Origin of the sequence: Mucilaginibacter gossypii (assembly GCF_017569325.2) — a bacterium.
Lineage (GTDB): Bacteria > Bacteroidota > Bacteroidia > Sphingobacteriales > Sphingobacteriaceae > Mucilaginibacter > Mucilaginibacter gossypii.
In genome coordinates this window covers 2,340,518-2,358,709 of record NZ_CP071878.2, presented here as the reverse complement: position 1 = coordinate 2,358,709, position 18,192 = coordinate 2,340,518, and the positions used below count along the sequence as shown (strand labels likewise).

The following is an 18,192-nucleotide window of genomic DNA, read 5'->3' as shown; positions in this document are numbered from 1 at the left end:
GTTTGCCACCAAGAGATCTGTCTTTCAAATTTGGTGTGGTGATGAACAACTTTCGCCCTGTCATATCCCGGTGAACATCATACACCTTGTGTTCTAAAGTTTTCAGGTAGGCATTTATGGGCTTTTTTTCTTCGCTATCTTCGGTTAACTTTTGTCCATTTGTATTTCATTTGTCGGGATTGATATAACGTTTAGAGGAGATTTCGATGTACACGCCATTAACAGTAATATGCAGGTAAATGAGGGCGAGGCCTTTGGCATTTGTTTTTAATCTCTTTACATAAAAGAGAAGGTTAAATGCTTTGTTCATCGTTGAAGCGCTTAAGTGAATGAAATTAATTACATATCCTGCTGAAATCAAGACGTTTAATACTGAAAATTCTCAATAAAAGTGACTTATAAGGATTCCGGTAACCAGTAAGATTACCTTGAAAAAGGTCACCTACAGGGTACTAGAATAAAGCGATTGATTGGTTTAGTTTGGTGAGGTCTAAAAACAGAAAGAGGCTGTCTCAAGGGGCAGCTTTTTTGTATAAAAAAAAGGGATTTTCCTGAGAAAATCCCTTCTGGTGGAGCCGGAGGGATTCGAACCCTCGTCCAAACATGGTATAAGGTAAGCTTTCTACATGCTTAGCTTCTGTTTAATTGTAGGGAAGGGGAAGGTCAGCCGCTTACCTGTACCGTCTTCCTTAGGTGCTTTATCTTACCCGCTTATCACACCCTAAGCAGGCCAGTTTCATCTTTCGATGCCCCGGTTGCCGATCCGATGAAACGGAAAACCGGCGGGACAAAAGCTATGCTAATTCTAAATTAGGCAGCTAAGGCGTAGTTATTTTCGCCATTTGTAAGTTTGAGCGTTCAGATTAAAGCGCTAATTCACCCAACGCGCTGCATGCTTACCTACTTATCTCCATCCTGTCAATTCCGGTCGACCCCATTTTTTAGTTTGTATTAGCCGGTAGGCAGTTGCAGTAAAGCCGTTACAAATATACGGAAATAGTTCGCAGTTTTAAGCAGTGGTTTTCCCATTTATAAATTAAGCGACTGCCTGCTGCAACCGCCTGTTACAAACTGCCAACTGATAATTGCTCACTGCTAACCGTCCTGCCCGGATAAACTTTCAATGCTTCATCCAAACAAATCATCGCTTTTTCAAGCTCGTTGTTATTTAAAACGTATGCCATACGCACTTCATTGAGTCCCGCGCCCGGTGTGCTGTAAAAGCCGGTGGCAGGGGCCATCATCACAGTTTCGTTGTTGAGGCTGAAGCATTCAAGCATCCATTGGCAAAACTTGTCGGCATTGTCAATAGGCAGTTTGGCAACCACATAAAAAGCCCCGCCGGGATTAGGGCAATAAACGCCATCCATTTTGTTTAATGCACTAACAAGTGTGTTACGCCTGCTGGTATATTCTTTATTTACAGCTTCAAAATACCTATCCGGAGTATCAACGGCAGCTTCGCCTGCAATTTGTTCTACCATGCCTGCGCTTAAACGGGCCTGGGCAAATTTTAAAGCTGTGGCACGCAACTCTTTATTTTTAGTGATCAGGCATCCTAACCGGGCACCGCACGCGCTATAGCGTTTGCTTACTGTATCCAGTATTACAACGTTTTCTTCAAGCCCATCCATGTGCATCGGTGATATAAATGAACGGCCATCATAGCAAAACTCGCGGTAAGCTTCGTCCGAAAACAGGTACAGGTCATGCTTTAAAACCAATTGCTTCAATGCTTCCATCTCTTCTTTTGAGTATAAATACCCGGTAGGGTTGTTAGGATTGCATATGATGATGGCCCTGGTTTTATGCGTTATTAGCTTTTCAAATTCGCTGATAGGAGGGAGCGCGAAACCATTATCAATGTATGACAATATAGGCTTAACCACAACATCGCCCTGGCTTGCAAATCCATTATAATTGGCATAAAAAGGTTCAGGGATGATCACTTCACCGCCCGAATCAAGGCAGGCCATCATGGCAATAGTAATTGCTTCTGAGCCTCCAGTGGTAACAATAATATCCTCGGGAGTAATATTATAATCCAGCTTGTTATAATATTCAGTAAGCTTTTTGCGATAGCTTAATGTACCTTCGCTCGGGGTATAAGCCCAAACCTTAAAATCAATATTTTTAATGGCATTCAGCATGCCTTCGGGTGTAGCAATATCGGGTTGGCCGATGTTGAGATGATACACCTTTTTTCCATCCTGCTTAGCTTTATCAGCGTAAGGTGTTAATTTTCTTATCGGTGATGCGGGCATCCGTTGCCCTTTTTCAGATATTTTTGGCATCCTGCAAAATTACTAAAAATCAAAATACTGTTTTGTAAAACCTTTGTAAACGAAAAAAGACCCGAAACCGGGTCTTTTAAATATTATTTTTTAATATCCCGGTTGATATACGGGATATATCAAGCATGTAATCAGTTATTTGCTCGCCGCGGGTTTAGCTACTACTTCACCAACAATGTTCAAATATTTTTCGGGTGTTACTGCGTTTGATTTAACTACGATAGTTTTGTTAAACGGAGCAGCAGCAGCAGCATTGTAAGTGATCTTGATCATGCCTTTATCACCGCTTTTTACCGGTGTTTTAGTGTAATCGGCGATGGTGCAGCCGCAGGTTGGCCTTACTTCTGTTAAAATAAGCGGTTCTTTACCAATGTTGGTAAATTCAAACACAGTAGTAACGGGAGTGCCTTGTGGTATTTTACCAAAATCATGCTTTTCTTCGTTAAATTTAAACTCAGCTTTTCCGCTATCTTGTGCTGATGCGGTGAAGGCAAAGCCTAATATTACAGCGCAAATCATTAATATCTTTTTCATACGTTATATTTGATTATTACAAATATAAAAGGTTTAATGTAATTACAAAACTATTACTCAAACTCGGGGTTTTATCTGTTAGTTTGCTTAATACAGAATAGAATTTTATACTTTTACCGTCTAAACAGAATTTTATATGCCTGAAACTACAACACGCGCTACCAGTAAATTTAATACTGCCGAGCTCAGTTTTGATGATTTCAAGAAGATTGTTATTGATGATTACCGCATTGGTTATGAGAGCCGTCAGGCCAGTTTAATAGGCCGCAGGGAAGTGCTAACGGGCAAGGCAAAGTTCGGTATTTTCGGCGACGGTAAAGAGGTTGCGCAACTGGCGATGGCCAAGGCTTTCCGCGCCGGCGACTGGCGCGCGGGCTACTACCGCGATCAAACTTTTATGTTTGCTACGGGCATGAGCAATATGAAAGAGTTTTTTGCCCAGTTATATGCTAACCCCGATATTGAAAAAGATCCAGCCTCTGGTGGCAGACAAATGAACTGCCACTACGCTACGCGTTTTGTAAATACTGATGGCAGTTGGGTTAACCAGGCCGAAACAATGAACAGTTCGTCGGATATCTCAACCACTGCCGGACAAATCCCTCGCTTATTAGGTTTAGCTTACGCGTCAAAGCTATATCGCCAAAATAAAGAACTGGATTACCTGAAACAATTTTCGGTTAATGGTAATGAAGTTGCTTTTGGCAGCGTTGGTAACGGCGCTACATCCGAAGGTTCGTTTTTTGAAACTTTTAATGCAGGGGGTGTACTACAGGTACCTATGGCCATCTCTATTTGGGATGACGCTTATGCTATTTCGGTGCCAGCGAACCTGCAAACCACCAAAGAAGATATTTCTGAAATATTAAAAGGCTTTCAGCGCGAAAACGGAAGCAACGGTTACGAGATCTTTAAAGTGCGTGGCTGGGATTATATAGCCCTTTGTGAAACTTACGAGCGTGCCATTAATATTTGCCGTGAGGAACATGTGCCTGTACTGATCCATGTTACCGAAATGACCCAACCACAGGGGCACTCAACTTCGGGCTCACATGAGCGATATAAAAGTAGGGAACGCCTTACCTGGGAAGATGAGCACGATTGTTTGTTAAAAATGCGCGAGTGGATGGTTACATCGGCTATCTCGACCGAAATAGAACTGGAAGAGCTTGAAGCTGAAGCGAAAAGGTATGTACGCGAATGCCAGCGTGAGGCCGCTAATGAATTGGCAGTCGTAATAAAAAGCGAAATAGAAGAAGCTGCAGCATTGATCGAAGCCTTTGCCGAAACAGTACCGGGTAAAAAAGAAGCAATATCAGCATTATCAGTTGGTTTGCGCTCCAGTATTGATGCCGGGCGTCGCGAAATCTTTTCAGCCATCCGCAAAACATTACGGTTAACTACTACCGAAAATAATGTTGAACGCCAGCTTTTAACAGAATGGTTAAAAGTTGAGAAAGCAAAAAATACGGAACGTTATAACTCAAAGCTGTTTACCGGAACTCCTGAATCACCTCGGTATGTTCCTGTTGTGCCCGCTATTTATAACGATGATGCAAAGTTATTGGACGGAAGAGAAGTATTGAACGCAGCTTTCGACGCCAATTTTGCACGCGATAAAAGCATCGTTGCATTTGGCGAAGATTTGGGTGCGATAGGCGATGTTAACCAGGGTTTCGCCGGTTTACAGGCAAAATATGGCGAAATCCGCATTACAGATACGGGCATTCGCGAAACAAGTATCATAGGGCAGGGTATGGGCCTTGCTATGCGCGGCCTAAGGCCGATTGCAGAGATCCAGTACCTTGACTATCTGATCTATGCAATAACCATCATCAGTGATGATATAGCAAGTTTAAGTTACCGTACTATGGGCGGGCAAAAAGCTCCGCTTATTATCCGTACCCGGGGCCATCGTTTAGAAGGGATCTGGCATTCAGGTTCGCCAATGAGTGTTATTCTAGGGTCGATGCGCGGCTTTCATATTTGTGTGCCCCGTAACATGACCCAGGCAGCAGGTATGTATAATACGCTGTTAAGGGGCGACGAACCTGCGCTGGTAATAGAATGCCTGAACGGTTACCGCTTGAAGGAAAAGTTACCTGCCAATGTCGGCGAATTTACTGTACCGCTTGGTAAAGCCGAGGTTTTACGCGAAGGCAACGATATTACGGTTGTATCTTATGGTTCAACGCTGCGCATCGTGCAGGAAGCATCGGAAGAGCTTGCAGCAATGGGTATCAATATCGAAATTATCGATCCGCAAACTTTATACCCTTTTGATACAGAGGGGATTTGTGCTGTTTCGTTAAAGAAAACCAGCAAGCTACTTGTAGTTGATGAGGATTTACCGGGAGCGGGTTCAGCTTATATCCTGCAAAAGATAATGGAAGGCCAAAATGGCTATTATGCACTTGATGCCCAGCCAAAAACGCTTACCGCAAAAGAACACAGACCGCCTTATGGTTCGGACGGAGACTACTTCAGCAAGCCTTCTGTTGATGATGTTGTTGAAACCGTTTACGCTATGATGAATGAGGCTAACCCTTCAAAATATCCCGCTATTTATTAATAACATAACTACAGGTTGTTGAAATCAGTGATTCATAATCCCGCTTTCAACAACCGTTTTTTATCTGTTTATGGACAATACTTTTTTAACAGTCGCCGAGAATATCAAAACCCGCCGTACCGTAAAACCAGCCATGATGAATGGTCATAAGGCTCCAAATGGTCATATCGCTGCACTTCTGGAACTTGCCGACTGGGCGCCGACACATGGTTTCACCGAACCCTGGCGCTTTATTGTTTATGAAAACCCCGATCAGTTTTGTGCCGAACATGCCGAAGTTTATAAACAGAGTGTATCTGCCGAAGAATTTAATGAGGCTGCATACAATAACCTGAAAACCCTTGGCAACAAAGTTTCGCATGTAATCATTACGATAATGCAGCGCGGCGATTTGCCTAAAATACCGCCGTTCGAGGAAGTTGCAGCTGTGTCGAGCGCTATTCAGAGTATCCTTTTAGGTGCAACCGCCTTAAATATGGCCTCCTTCTGGAGTACCGGCGGTGCTATCTTGAAACCCACTTTTAAAGAATTTTTGAATTTGCGGGATGAAGATAATGTAATGGGCGTATTATATCTTGGTTATGCCGACCAGTATCCCGAAGGTAAACGCACTATTCCGCTTGAAAATAAAATTAAATGGGTTAAATAAATTTAATCTATAACCTTTCCTTTTTTCGCTCCGTATAAGAGTTTAAAATATTGCTTATTTTTAAATTTATTTTCATTTTAGTAAATATATCATATTGCTAATTTGGATTTCAAGTTTTAAAGTATATTTTTGTATTAATCTGTTAATGGCAGGTTAACCTTTTATCCAAACCCTGTTACTATACCCTAATTAATTAAAATTAAATTAAACTCAGGCAAGCGTATGAGGAAACATTTTTTGTGGGTTACTATGGCGATCTTTTTCCTTTCGGCAACAATTTTAAGCTGGAGATCGGATGGTGCAAATAGATCAGTGAGTGTAAAGAAAAAAAATGTAGCGTTTACAACAAAGGAACTATTTGAGCAATACGTTAATAATTTATACGAGGCAGCGCGCCTTAAGGATGCCGGTTTAGCTTTCAACGTATTTGAAAAAGCGGTTACTGGTTATACCAATTTAAAGCTTTCACATTTAGTACCTCAAAGCAGTGAGGTGCTTACCGTGGTTGATTTCTCCAAATCAAGCCGTGAAAAGCGTATGTGGATTATAAATTTGTTAAACAAGCAGTTGGTGCTCAATACATGGGTTGCACATGGATCAGGCAGCGGTCAGGAAATGGCAAATCATTTTTCGGATGCTAACGATTCACATGAAAGTAGTCTCGGATTTTATGTAACTGATAAGGTTTATAATGGTAAACATGGCCGTTCACTATACCTTGACGGTATGGATGAAGGCTTTAACGGGAATGCCCGTATGCGCAGCATTGTTGTACATGGCGCTAATTATGTTGGGCCGGCTGCTATCAATGAGCAGGGATATATCGGCAGAAGCTTTGGTTGCCCTGCTGTATCGCCGAAAGTGGTTAATAAAGTTATCAATACCATTGCCGGCAAAACCGTTTTATTTATTAATGGAAACGATGAGTCGTACTATTCAAAATACCTGGATGAAACGGGGCCGCTTAACTTAATGGCGAGCACCGATACGTCATTCAATTTTACAAAGTTTTAAATCCAACCCAACTATAAACCAAATCATGAAGCCCGGCTTACCGAAAAGTTTGCCGGGCTTTTTTTATTTGGCCAAAAAACTTTGCAGATGTGCGTAAAGCACTATATCTAAACCATAAACATCCGGGCGGTATTGAATGGTGCCATTATCATCTGCCCAGCAGGTTACATAGGTGATGTAAATAGGCGTTTTCTTTGGCAAGCCGATATTGGTAGGGTTCGGTTTATCTTCAACCATATCTTTCGAAATGGTATCGAGGTCTGCACCTTCTCCAAATAGGTTTTGTGCCAGGCCAAGCGGATCACCTAATCGTACACAGCCGTGACTTACTGCACGCATAGCATGCCTGAATGCTTCTTTATTAGGTGTATCGTGCAGGTAAACGCTGCTGCGGTTTTTAAACAGAAACTTTATTTTACCCAGCGAGTTGTCTTCTCCGGGGCGTTGTTTAAACTCGTATTCCAGATTGTCGGGCGTAACCTGCGACCAGTCGATAGTTTCCGGATCCTCAATCTTTTTACCGTCCTTAAAAACATCTATGTTTTTATTTGAGAGATAGTAACGGTCGTCGGCAGCCTCAACAATGATCTCTTTTGTTGCAATACTGCGGGGAATATTCCAAATAGGATTTACCTCAACGCTATGGATCAGGCTGTTCAGTATCGGCGTTTCTCGCGGAAAAGGTTTATCGGCTCTCGCTGTATCATCAAAATGTTCAAGCGTGTTTTGGTTTTTCATGTTTCGTCCCTGGCCTACACAAACTTTCATATTTAAAACCGATTTGCCATCTTCGATAACGTCGAGCCTGAAATCGGGGATATTTACTATCACGTATTTGGGTTCGAAAGGTTTATTTCTCCAACGCAGCCGCTCCAGGCTAACCAATAAGTAGCGTTTGCTCTCCTCGCGGGAAAGGCCTTCGATAGTTACACTGTCCCTGTATGCTTTTTGCAACGCTAAATATTGAGGGCTTTTGGGTTGGATACTGTCAAGGAATGTCTTAAAGTCTGCCCGGTTTAAAGTGGCAAGCATCGTTGTGCTATCGGGCCGGCGGGTGGCCATAAAATATCTCGAGTAGATCTTTTTAGGATTGATCACACCGTATTGCAGGGCATTGGAATATTTTATTAATGCGCCCGCTGTTAACACCTCAAGTTTGGCAACAGTTTCATAGGCTTCATTAATTGTTTTTATCGCCTTTTTGTCTTTAAGTTTGGCTACAAGTGCTTTGATCTCTGCCGATGGATATACCGTTGGATCAAGACCGTGTTCATTGATCTTATCAAGATACTCTGGTAAAGCTTCGAGATCGCCATTGTTTAAATGGTTTATAACTAGAAGTGGCTGGTATTCGTTCTTTTTGAAAAACGATTCGATAACCAGCGGATTGGCAGTCTTAGACCGGTATTTTGTGAATACTCTTTTAAAAACAGGGATGTATCCTTCAGTATCGGCCTTTTTAAAAATTTCATTTTGTGTGATCCTGAACATATCTTCAGCAATCATTTCATGCTTTTTCTTGCAGCTTTGTAATACAGCAGGCAAAACCAAACACGTGGAAAGTATAATCGGGATAAAGTGTTTCCTAAAGGGAATAGGTATCATATAGACGAAAGATAGTTAAATATTGCTTATGAATAGCAATAGCCATACCATAAACGGCCGTGCTTTTTATTTATTTTTGAACAAAGCCTGTTATCTCCTTTAACCCGAATAGCCAGTTTAATTAAAATGAAAAAACTATTCCCGCTTACTTTAATCATATCATTGCCTTTCATGGCATTAGCACAAAGTTTTAAACCAGTAAATAAAGAAGCATCGCCTGAAGTAAATAAATTGCTTAGCTTCCTTTATAGTATAAAAGGCAAACATATTTTATCGGGTCAACAAAATTATAACAGCGATCGTGACGTTTTTTCAGACAGCGCCAAAGCAATTACAGGACAATATCCTGCCGTTTGGGGCTCTGATTTCATGCTTTGGGGAGACAAAGACCTGGGGCAGGACCTTGTAAACGAAGCTAAACAAAAATGGCAGGATGGCTATCTGGTAACACTCATGTGGCACCAGGGACGCCCTTTGGATAACCCGCCATATGATTGGAAGCAAAGCATTCAGGGCAAAATAACTGATGCCCAATGGAAAGAGTTAATTACACCCAATACCGATCTGAATAAAAAATGGCTTGCCCAAATTGACGTAGTAGCCGGTTACCTGAAGCAGCTCAGGGATGCCCATGTGCCTGTTTTGTGGCGGCCTTACCATGAAATGAACGGCGTATGGTTTTGGTGGGGAAACAAAAAAGGGAACGACGGGATCATCAAGCTTTGGAAAATGATGTACGATCGGTATACCAATTATCATCATTTAAATAATCTGATTTGGGTATGGGGCCCAAACGGTTTGCGCGACCTTCCATTAGATGAAGCGTATGACTATAAAGACTTTTATCCAGGTGCCGATTACGTAGACATTTTAGGTGCTGATATCTATCATTTCGATTATGAACAACGGGATTATAACGATTTGCTAAAGGTTGCTAATGGCAAGATCATTGCGCTGACAGAGACCGGCGAACTTCCAAAACCCGAAATTCTGGCAGCCCAACCCGAATGGGCCTGGTTTATGGTTTGGACGAGCTGGCTTTGGACTGATAATACACATGAGCGCGTAAGAGCCATTTATGGTCTGCCTCAAACGTTGAATCATGAACAAGTGAAAACTATGCTAAATAAAAACTAATGTCTACTCAAAAATTACCTGAAGTTTGGCTTCGCGGGCCGCTGGATGATGTGCCGGCCCTGCTTCAACCTGTTGCACACGCGCTTTTACAGGCAAGGGAAGAACTTAATGAATTGATGATCGATTTTCCGGAAAAGCTGCTGTGGCAAAAGCTTGCCGGCATGGCATCGCCGGGTTTTCACTTGCAACACCTCACCGGGGTACTCAACCGACTTTTTACTTATGCAAAAGGGGAGGGGCTTAGCGCGGCACAACTAAATTATCTTGCAGCCGAAGGTGAACCTGGTGAACATGAAATTACTGTTGTTGCTTTGATAAAAGCGTTTAATACCCAGGTTGACGGCGCTATCGATCAACTCAAAGCTACCGACGAGGCGATGTTAACTGAATGGCGAGGAGTAGGCCGGGGGCAATTACCATCCACAGTTATCGGCTTGTACACGCATTCGGCTGAGCATACCATGCGCCATCTTGGGCAGCTTTTGGTTACGGTAAAGGTGCTTAAGCAACAATAGCAGCCGCGTCTTTAAGATTTTGTGAGCGATAGGTTACCCGGGCGTTTGGATATTTATTTTCCGGATCGTATAAGAAAGTATCGATACCCAAATCGCTTGCTGCTTTTATTTCAGATTCGGGATCGTCACCAATAATGAGTACGTCTCGCGTTTTATAATCGTATTTCTCTAATATTGACGCGAAAATATCTTTCTTGGTTAGGGGCGAAAGTTCAGGGTCAACAATGTGGATGGCTTCAAAATCTGCTTCAATGTTCAGCATTTTAACTTTGCTCCATTGCAGTTTGGTAAAACCTGTGGTAACCAAAAATTTGGTGACCTCTGCTTCGCGGATCTGTTTATAATCATCAAAAGGCTGCATCGGCCGGTTGTACTCAATGTTATTTAATAGTTCGAGCCCTTTGTTTTTAACGAGTTCGCTGAATTGATATTTGTCTGCCACCTTTTGATAGGGAATCCTCTTTAAATCCTCCTTTGCTTTATTGATATGCTCGATACCCTCGCCGGCAATATGCTGATCAAGAAAGTTGAACAATTCATTAAACAAATGATCGGCAATGGAACTTACAGGGTATATGGTATTATCAAGATCTAATATGATGGCTTTTTTCATGATAGCAAATTAAGGTAAAACAGGCACGCGTTTAGTGGTATGTATTGAACGTTTCATGATCAAATAGCCGCAGGCCACAATCAGGCAGACACCACCCAATAGCCACCAAAGCATTTCAAACCCTCCATAGGCGATAACCTGGCTACCCAAAAATGGAGCGATGATCTGCGCACCGGCCCATGACATGCTATATAGCGCAGCATACTCACCCCGGTTGCGCACATTTGAACGGCTTATCCAAAACGTGTTCATAAATGGCATGGAAAGCATTTCACCCAATGTTATCATGCATACAATTAATATGGCTACCAAAGGCACATGCGGCATTACGTTAAGCAAAACAAAACCAGCCCCGGTAACCAGGATACCCGAGATAATATAGGTTAGCGCATGGCGCTTGCCTTCAAGCCAGTTAATCAATATCATTTCAATCAAAACGATAAGTATCCCGTTTAGCGCCAGCAGGAAACCGATAAAACGCTCATTAAAATGCCATTGTATTTTATAAAATACAGGCTGCATAATAAAGAACTGGAAAAAGCAAGTTGCGAACAGGGTTGCCAATAGGATAAACAGCAGGTAAACACCATCTTTATAAGCCGATGAAACCACTTCATCAAAACCGGCCACTGCTTCTTTAATGGTTTTGGCTACTTTTGAACGGGGCATCAAAGTAAGCAACAGTATGCCTGCTGCTATATTGGTACAACCATCTACCCAAAAAAGTAAATGATAATTTATAGCCGCCAATAATCCCCCTAACCCGCCGCCAAAGGCCCAGCCTAAGTTTGTAGCTAACCGGTTAAGCGAGTAGGAGCGCGTTTTGTTTTCTTCAGTACTGTAGTGCGCTATAGCAGTTGAGTTTGCGGGTCGGAATGATTCATTGCAGATGCTTAAAACTAACGTGAAGATAGCCATGCTGATGAAACTTGTTTGGTAACCCAGTACAAGAAACAGCAAGCCACCGGTAAGTAATGCACCCACCTGTAAATCATAAAAGCCTATTTTATTGATCAGCTTACCGCCAATAAAGCCGCCGGATACAGCACCCACGCCAAAAATTGCCATGATATAACCCGACTGTTCAATCGTAAAATGCAGTTGCCTGATGGTATAAATGGTCATGAAAGGTACAACCATGGTACCGCTGCGGTTAATAAGCATTACGATGCTCAGGTACCAGCTGTTTTTTGAAAGTCCGCTATAGGCTTGTTTGTATAATTGGATAATTGAGGTAAGCATGGCTTTACAAAGGTAGGTTATTGGGCTGAAAGCTTAAAGCAGAAAGCCAAAAGCAAAAGAAGCTTGGTGAAAATAAAAGGCCGAAAACTCAAATGTTCTCAGTGGAACGCTTTAAGCTTTCGGCTTTTTGCTTTCGGCTAACTGAGCGCTTTTAGCTTAAACGGGCGTTTCTGTTCCTCAACCAATGATCGGCCAAAACGAGGGCTGCCATAGCTTCAACAATAGGTACGGCGCGCGGAACCACACAAGGATCGTGACGGCCTTTGCCTGATATTTCGGCAGCATTTCCCTGGCTGTCGATAGTTGCCTGGTTTTTCATGATGGTGGCTACGGGTTTAAAGGCTACCTTAAATTCGATAGGCATGCCATTGCTGATGCCTCCCTGGATTCCGCCCGAAAAATTGGTAATGGTTTGTATATCACCCAGATGTGATTTTACAAAGATGTCGTTATGCTCAGACCCGCGCATTTCGCTACCTTCAAAGCCCGAGCCAAACTCAAAACCGTGAACGGCGTTGATGCTTAGCATCGCTTTGCCTAAATCGGCATGCAATTTATCAAACACAGGGTCGCCAAGGCCAACCGGGCAGTTTTTTACATAGCAGCTGATTTTGCCACCAACTGTGTCACCATCTTTTCGCACACTATCAATAAATTCGATCATCTCTTCCGCAGTGGCCGGATCGGCACAGCGTACAATATTTTTTTCGCGCTCTGCAATAAACTCAATCGGATCGTTTATAAATACATTGGGTGCATTGATCTTACCTACGCTACTTACATGGGCAACAATTTCTATACCCCGTGTTTTAAGCAGCAGTTTAGCCAAAGCGCCGGCAGCAACACGGGCCGCAGTTTCACGGGCAGAGGAACGGCCACCACCGCGATGGTCGCGGATACCATATTTAGCTTCGTAGGTATAGTCTGCATGCGATGGACGGAAAACATCCACATTGTGGCTATAATCTTTCGAACGCTGATCTTCATTGGGGATCAGCATTGCAATAGGGGTACCCGTAGTTTTATCTTCAAATACACCTGAAAGGATTCTTACCGTGTCGCTTTCTTTACGTTGGGTAGTGATCTTTGACTGGCCTGGTTTGCGTTTATCCAGTTCGCCCTGGATGTAATCAAGATCAACCTGTAAGCCGGCCGGGCATCCGTCAATAATTACACCGATGGCCTCGCCATGTGATTCGCCAAAAGTAGTTATCCTGAATAATTGCCCGAATGAATTGCCTGCCATAGTTTTAGATATGAGATGTTAGATATGAGATAGGAGAAAACCTAATCTAAATATCTTTAATTGGTTGTTTTATAACTGTCATTGTAGATACAGACTTACGAAGTTTTAAAACTTCGTAAGTCTTAAGTCGCATTGGGATTACTTTCTTCCTTGCAACAACGGGATGAAAAGAACCTTTTAGCTTTAGCCTTTAGCCTCACTTACTTCAAACCCCTGTTTTTCCAGGTCATTCCAGAAAGCGGGATATGATTTATCAACTACCGGCCCGTTCTCAAATTCCATTTGCGGAAGAACGAGGGCCAAAGGCGCGAAGGCCATTGCCATTCGGTGGTCATGATAAGTATTGATGAAGATACTATCAGGGATAAATTTCCCGCTGCAATCAAGCGTGTAAACTTCATCTTTTTCAATCAGCTTAACACCCATTTTGCCAAGCTCTGTTTGCAGGGCCAGGATGCGGTCGGTTTCTTTGATCTTTAAAGTTTCAAGGCCGGTAAAAGACGCTTCATGATTAAGCGCTGCGCAAACAACAATTACTGTTTGTGCCAGGTCGGGGCATTCTTTCAGGTCAAACTCACGGCGGGAGATAGGTTTGTTCTCTTTTTTCAAATGAACACCGCCGTCCCTGAATTGCGAAGTGATACCAAAGTTAGCCATAATCTCGGTGATCACGCTGTCGCCCTGTAAGCTATATGGTGTTAAACCAGTTAAAAATAGCTCGGCCTCATCAGCAAGTGCTGCAATAGCGTACCAATATGAGGCAGCGCTCCAGTCCGGTTCAACGTACAATGATGTTGTCGTGAATTCCTGATTTGAAATTGCAATAACATTACCTTCCCAAGTGTGCTTGATACCAGAAGTTTCAAGCATGGCCAGGGTCATTTCAACATAAGGACGTGAAGTTAACTCACCTTCAATATGCAATTCCAGGCCTAAAGGTAAAGCAGGGGCAATAAGTAACAAAGCGGTAATATATTGACTGCTGATATTGCCTTCGATACTGATTTGACCGGTTTGTTGTTTAAAGCCGCCTTTTAATTTGATAGGAGGATAGCCATCATTCTCTTCATAATCAATATTGGCGCCCAGCTCCCGTAATGCATCAACCAGTATACCTATTGGCCGTTCCTTCATGCGTTTACTACCGGTTAAGATCACTTCATCTTCCTGTATAGCATAGTAAGCCGTCAAAAAACGCATAGCCGTACCCGCCGGACCGATGTCTACGATTTCGGATTTGCAATTTTCGATTTCGGAATTATCAGGAGAAGCGTTTCCTGCCAGAACCTCCTGGCTCTTAGCTCTTGACTCTTGGTTCTCCCTTAAAATACCTGCCAGTAAAACAGCGTCAGCGGCGTCAGATACGTTTTCAACTCTTACTTTACCTTTGCTTAACGCTTCGATGATCAGGGCGCGGTTACACTCACTTTTTGAACCGGTGAGGTTAACCGTGCCGTTAATGAACTTGTTGTTTCTTTTCAGAATGATGTTATGCATCATTTAAAATATTAGGCGTGTGTAAGTTTTTCTGCTGCCTGGCCCTGAGCGGCGTCGGTGTTCATTACTTCTGTTTGCCTGCGGATAGATTCGTTGTGAACTAATTCAAGCAATTTTTCAGTAAACTCGGCGCTTAATTTTAATGCTTTACCGTAAGTTGTACGTTTTTGAAGGATCTCATCCCAACGGCCAACCTGTAAAATGGTAATGTTATTATCTTTTTTGTACTGACCGATTTTTTCGGCAATCTGCATACGCTCAGCAATTTTCTGGATTACCAAGTCGTCTATCTTGTCGATTTGATTACGTAGTTCAGCCAGTTTATCGTTTACTTCAGAATTTCTAACTTCCGCTTTACGCAAAGTTAAGTGGTCAATGATATCGGCAAGAGCAGCAGGGGTAACCTGTTGTTTAGCATCTGTCCAGGCTACGCTTGGGTCGATATGTGATTCGATCATTAAGCCCTGCATATCAAGATCTAATGCTTTTTGTGAAACATAACCGATCAGATCGCGATTACCTGAAATATGGCTCGGGTCATTAATAAGAGGCAGTTCAGGGGCCAGGGTTTTTAAGGCGATAGCAACATCCCACATCGGTTCGTTACGGAAAGCTGATTTTTCATAAGATGAGAAACCACGATGAATGGCAGCCAATTTGGTGATACCTGCGTTGTTGATACGCTCTAAAGCGCCCACCCATAATGAAAGGTCAGGATTTACCGGGTTTTTAACCATTACAGGCACATCAACACCTTTTAAAGCATCAGCAATTTCCTGAACTGTAAAAGGGTTAGCGGTTGAACGTGCGCCTACCCAAAGGATATCAACACCCGCTTTTAAAGCTTCTTCAACGTGTTTTGCAGTAGCAACCTCAACAGCTGTTGGCAAGCCTGTTTCTTCTTTGGCGCGTTTTAACCACTCCAAACCAATGCTGCCAATACCTTCAAACTCACCTGGACGGGTACGTGGTTTCCAAATACCTGCACGCAAAGCTGAGATTTTACCGGTTTGGGCTAATAAATGAGCTGTAGCTACTAATTGTTCTTCTGTTTCAGCGCTGCAAGGGCCTGAAATAACCAGAGGTTCCTTACCTGTTTTAATCCAGGTATTAAGCGGCTGTATGTTTAAATTTAGTTTCATCGTTTTTTTGTTTGTCCGGTGGTAGCCGGGAATGTTAGTTGATAATTTAAATTATGTTAGTTTTTTGGGTTCTGTTTGCCAATTGTCTTTATTATACATTACGCCTGATATTGATATACTTGCGGATACTCCGTTCGGCCCGGCGAGGTTTTGGGCTCACCGTATGCTCATCATCGTGCCTTTCGTACTCGCCAAGGATATTGAAGTTATGGGTGTACTTAAGGATTTGCCTTATGGAAGCGTCATATTGTTTTTGCTCCTCCCATTCTATGTCTACATAAAAATTGTACTCGTTGCGCTTGCCCAAAATTGGCATCGACTGAATTTTGCTCATATTTACGCCTTCTTCGGCAAAAATATTAAGCACTTTAGCTAATGCACCAACTTTGTTACTCACCTGGAAGCATAAAGAAGCTTTGTTAGCCGGTTTCTTCTCGATATTATCATGATGGGTAAGGATCAGAAAACGGGTAAAGTTTCTTTTGTTCGATTCGATTCGACGCTCCAAAACATCCAGGCCGTAAAGTTTCGCGGCTAAGGAATTTGCAATAGCAACCGTATCTGTTAGTTGCTCATCTCTGATGCGTTTAGCACAGGCCGCGGTATCACTGCTCTCCACAATTTTGAGGTGTGGATATTCGTCAAAAAAATCAACACACTGGCGTAAGGCAATGGGGTGGGAGGTTACATATTTAATATCCTCGAATTTTACCCCGGGCAAAGCCATCAGGTGCAGCTGGATGGGCAGGTAAATTTCACCAACTACGGGAAAGCCATAATCAAGCAGCAAGGTATAGTTTGGCAGGATGCTGCCGGCAATGCTGTTTTCGATAGCCATTACCACATAATCGGCCTCACGGTTTTTTAAACTTTCAAACGTTTGTTTGAAAGAGTTGCATTCAATGGTCTCGGTGTTTTCGCCGAAGTATTTCAATGCAGCTTCTTCGTGAAAAGAGGCCCGGATACCCTGAATTGCGACTTTTGGTTGTTCTATTTTCATAAACCTGCTTAAAGCAAAAAGTCCCGGCTGGTAGGCCGGGACTTTTTAGTTTCTTTATATGTTTGTTTTGTACATATTAGTCCCGGCTCTTACTGGTAAAGTAAAAGTAGTAGCCAAAAAAATATGCACCTGTTAATTTCATTTGTTGTTTCTTTATTACGACGTAAATGTACGGTAAAAAAAGAGTTTGTCAATAGAAAATTTTATTTTTTGTAAAAAATAATAGGTCAACCAAATTAAATTCTGTGTTAGGCGCTTTGAGAGCGTTTGAAAAGAGAATTTTGGGGATAGATTATCTTTATTCCCAAATTTTCCGGAAACTTCTGAATAAGATCCATATCATGGATTAACATTTTAGGTTGTATAAATTCTCCGTTTTTGAACCTGATTTGTACGTTACCCATATTCCGGTCGCTCGTCGCTGTTCTATGAACAAGTTCTGCTACGTCGGCTTTATTGTACTCCTTAATGTGTTTTTCGTCAATCCCGTAATAGAATATGTGATTGCCGCGTGATATTTGCAAATACTGATTGCGGCCTTTTATCGCCACAGAGGCTATACTGCCAATAAATATCCCCAGTCCAAGAATTATTAAAAGAAGCGCTATAGGATACGAACCGCCGCCAACATGAAGTACGCTTGCACAAAATACTGAAATGGCAAATAATAGATATATTGAAAAAAAGGCTGCAAGAACAAATATTCTCGCCGGGTTAACTCTATAGATAAAGTCACTGGTTATGAAATGTGGTTGATTCCCGATATTAAAGAAGTGTTTTTCAAATGAACTCAGATTGAGTGCCTGCTCAAAAAAGTCTTTTACCAGATCGCAAGCCTTATCAATGGTGGAGGCATGATATTCATATAAATGATTACCGTTATCAAGATAATAAACGCAGAATTTACTATTAAAGTAAAGGCCAAGCTTGAGGTAGTTCAGGTTATTATCCTGAATAACTACCGATGGCCCGGTTAACTGGATATCAGTTAATGCCCGCTCTGCGTCCCACGGGAAATCTTTAATGACTTGGATAGTCTCATCAGCATTACGAAGTTGCTCGTCAGAATATTCGCTTTTTTCGTAAGTGTTGTGCTGGAGTTTGGATATTAATTGCAACATGGTTTAGTGCG

At 42.3% G+C, this 18,192-nt stretch carries 16 protein-coding genes and 1 other RNA gene; 5 read left to right on the top strand and 12 right to left on the bottom strand.

From position 1 onward, the window contains the following. Positions 1 to 166 precede the first annotated feature (166 nt). The 4 genes from J3L18_RS09990 to J3L18_RS09975 form a co-directional block, all read right to left on the bottom strand. Positions 167 to 310: an Arm DNA-binding domain-containing protein gene (locus J3L18_RS09990; RefSeq protein ID WP_189549063.1), complete on the bottom strand. Its 144-nt coding sequence runs from the start codon at positions 308 to 310 to the stop codon at positions 167 to 169. A gap of 257 nt (positions 311 to 567) precedes the next feature. Continuing rightward, positions 568 to 936, bottom strand: a transfer-messenger RNA (tmRNA) gene (gene ssrA / locus J3L18_RS09985). 128 nt (positions 937 to 1,064) lie between these two features. Next, entirely contained in the window at positions 1,065 to 2,294 is a 1,230-nt protein-coding gene (locus J3L18_RS09980) for a pyridoxal phosphate-dependent aminotransferase (protein WP_129568038.1), read from the bottom strand. Positions 2,295 to 2,429: 135 nt separating this feature from the next. Beyond that, positions 2,430 to 2,828, bottom strand: coding sequence for a DUF1573 domain-containing protein (locus J3L18_RS09975; protein WP_091168388.1), 399 nt, complete (start codon positions 2,826 to 2,828; stop codon positions 2,430 to 2,432). A 136-nt stretch (positions 2,829 to 2,964) separates the two neighbouring features. Between J3L18_RS09975 and J3L18_RS09970 the strand changes: the two genes are divergently transcribed. The 3 genes from J3L18_RS09970 to J3L18_RS09960 all read left to right on the top strand — a co-directional run bounded on the left by J3L18_RS09970 (position 2,965) and on the right by J3L18_RS09960 (position 7,063). Next, positions 2,965 to 5,400, top strand: a complete 2,436-nt coding sequence (locus J3L18_RS09970; RefSeq protein ID WP_129568037.1) for an alpha-ketoacid dehydrogenase subunit alpha/beta — start codon at positions 2,965 to 2,967, stop codon at positions 5,398 to 5,400. A gap of 70 nt (positions 5,401 to 5,470) precedes the next feature. Continuing rightward, positions 5,471 to 6,049 carry a nitroreductase family protein gene (locus J3L18_RS09965; RefSeq protein WP_129568036.1) on the top strand — a complete coding sequence of 193 codons (579 nt, stop codon included), beginning with the start codon at positions 5,471 to 5,473 and terminating at the stop codon, positions 6,047 to 6,049. A 222-nt stretch (positions 6,050 to 6,271) separates the two neighbouring features. Continuing rightward, positions 6,272 to 7,063 carry a murein L,D-transpeptidase catalytic domain family protein gene (locus J3L18_RS09960; RefSeq protein WP_129568035.1) on the top strand — a complete coding sequence of 264 codons (792 nt, stop codon included), beginning with the start codon at positions 6,272 to 6,274 and terminating at the stop codon, positions 7,061 to 7,063. Between the two features lie 63 nt (positions 7,064 to 7,126). On the opposite strand, the gene J3L18_RS09955 is transcribed toward J3L18_RS09960, so the two are convergent. Further along, the gene (locus J3L18_RS09955) at positions 7,127 to 8,569 is read right to left on the bottom strand and encodes a L,D-transpeptidase scaffold domain-containing protein (protein ID WP_243771461.1); all 1,443 of its coding nucleotides are present in this window, start codon (positions 8,567 to 8,569) and stop codon (positions 7,127 to 7,129) included. 225 nt (positions 8,570 to 8,794) lie between these two features. On the opposite strand from J3L18_RS09955, the gene J3L18_RS09950 reads away from it, so the two are divergent. Together J3L18_RS09950 and J3L18_RS09945 are read left to right on the top strand one after the other, a co-directional pair. Then, the gene (locus J3L18_RS09950; protein ID WP_129568034.1) at positions 8,795 to 9,805 is read left to right on the top strand and encodes a glycosyl hydrolase; all 1,011 of its coding nucleotides are present in this window, start codon (positions 8,795 to 8,797) and stop codon (positions 9,803 to 9,805) included. After that, positions 9,805 to 10,320 carry a DinB family protein gene (locus tag J3L18_RS09945; RefSeq protein ID WP_129568033.1) on the top strand — a complete coding sequence of 172 codons (516 nt, stop codon included), beginning with the start codon at positions 9,805 to 9,807 and terminating at the stop codon, positions 10,318 to 10,320. The genes J3L18_RS09950 and J3L18_RS09945 overlap by 1 nt, the downstream gene beginning before the upstream one ends. Here the strand turns inward: J3L18_RS09945 and J3L18_RS09940 are convergent. From J3L18_RS09940 to J3L18_RS09910, 7 genes are all read right to left on the bottom strand, one after another. Beyond that, the gene (locus J3L18_RS09940) at positions 10,307 to 10,933 is read right to left on the bottom strand and encodes an HAD family hydrolase (RefSeq protein WP_129568032.1); all 627 of its coding nucleotides are present in this window, start codon (positions 10,931 to 10,933) and stop codon (positions 10,307 to 10,309) included. The genes J3L18_RS09945 and J3L18_RS09940 overlap by 14 nt on opposite strands. Before the next feature lie 9 nt (positions 10,934 to 10,942). Further along, entirely contained in the window at positions 10,943 to 12,175 is a 1,233-nt protein-coding gene (locus J3L18_RS09935; protein WP_129568031.1) for an MFS transporter, read from the bottom strand. Between the two features lie 151 nt (positions 12,176 to 12,326). Next, complete coding sequence (gene aroC / locus J3L18_RS09930) at positions 12,327 to 13,421, bottom strand: chorismate synthase (RefSeq protein ID WP_129568030.1); 1,095 nt, start codon at positions 13,419 to 13,421, stop codon at positions 12,327 to 12,329. 183 nt (positions 13,422 to 13,604) lie between these two features. Next, positions 13,605 to 14,921: a 3-phosphoshikimate 1-carboxyvinyltransferase gene (aroA, locus tag J3L18_RS09925; protein ID WP_129568029.1), complete on the bottom strand. Its 1,317-nt coding sequence runs from the start codon at positions 14,919 to 14,921 to the stop codon at positions 13,605 to 13,607. Positions 14,922 to 14,929: 8 nt separating this feature from the next. After that, positions 14,930 to 16,060, bottom strand: coding sequence for a chorismate mutase (locus J3L18_RS09920; RefSeq protein WP_129568028.1), 1,131 nt, complete (start codon positions 16,058 to 16,060; stop codon positions 14,930 to 14,932). A 91-nt stretch (positions 16,061 to 16,151) separates the two neighbouring features. Further along, on the bottom strand, positions 16,152 to 17,060 hold the full coding sequence (locus J3L18_RS09915) for a prephenate dehydratase (RefSeq protein WP_129568027.1): 909 nt from the start codon (positions 17,058 to 17,060) through the stop codon (positions 16,152 to 16,154). Between the two features lie 248 nt (positions 17,061 to 17,308). Further along, the gene (locus tag J3L18_RS09910; protein WP_129568026.1) at positions 17,309 to 18,181 is read right to left on the bottom strand and encodes a PH domain-containing protein; all 873 of its coding nucleotides are present in this window, start codon (positions 18,179 to 18,181) and stop codon (positions 17,309 to 17,311) included. Between the last annotated feature and the right edge of the window lie 11 nt (positions 18,182 to 18,192).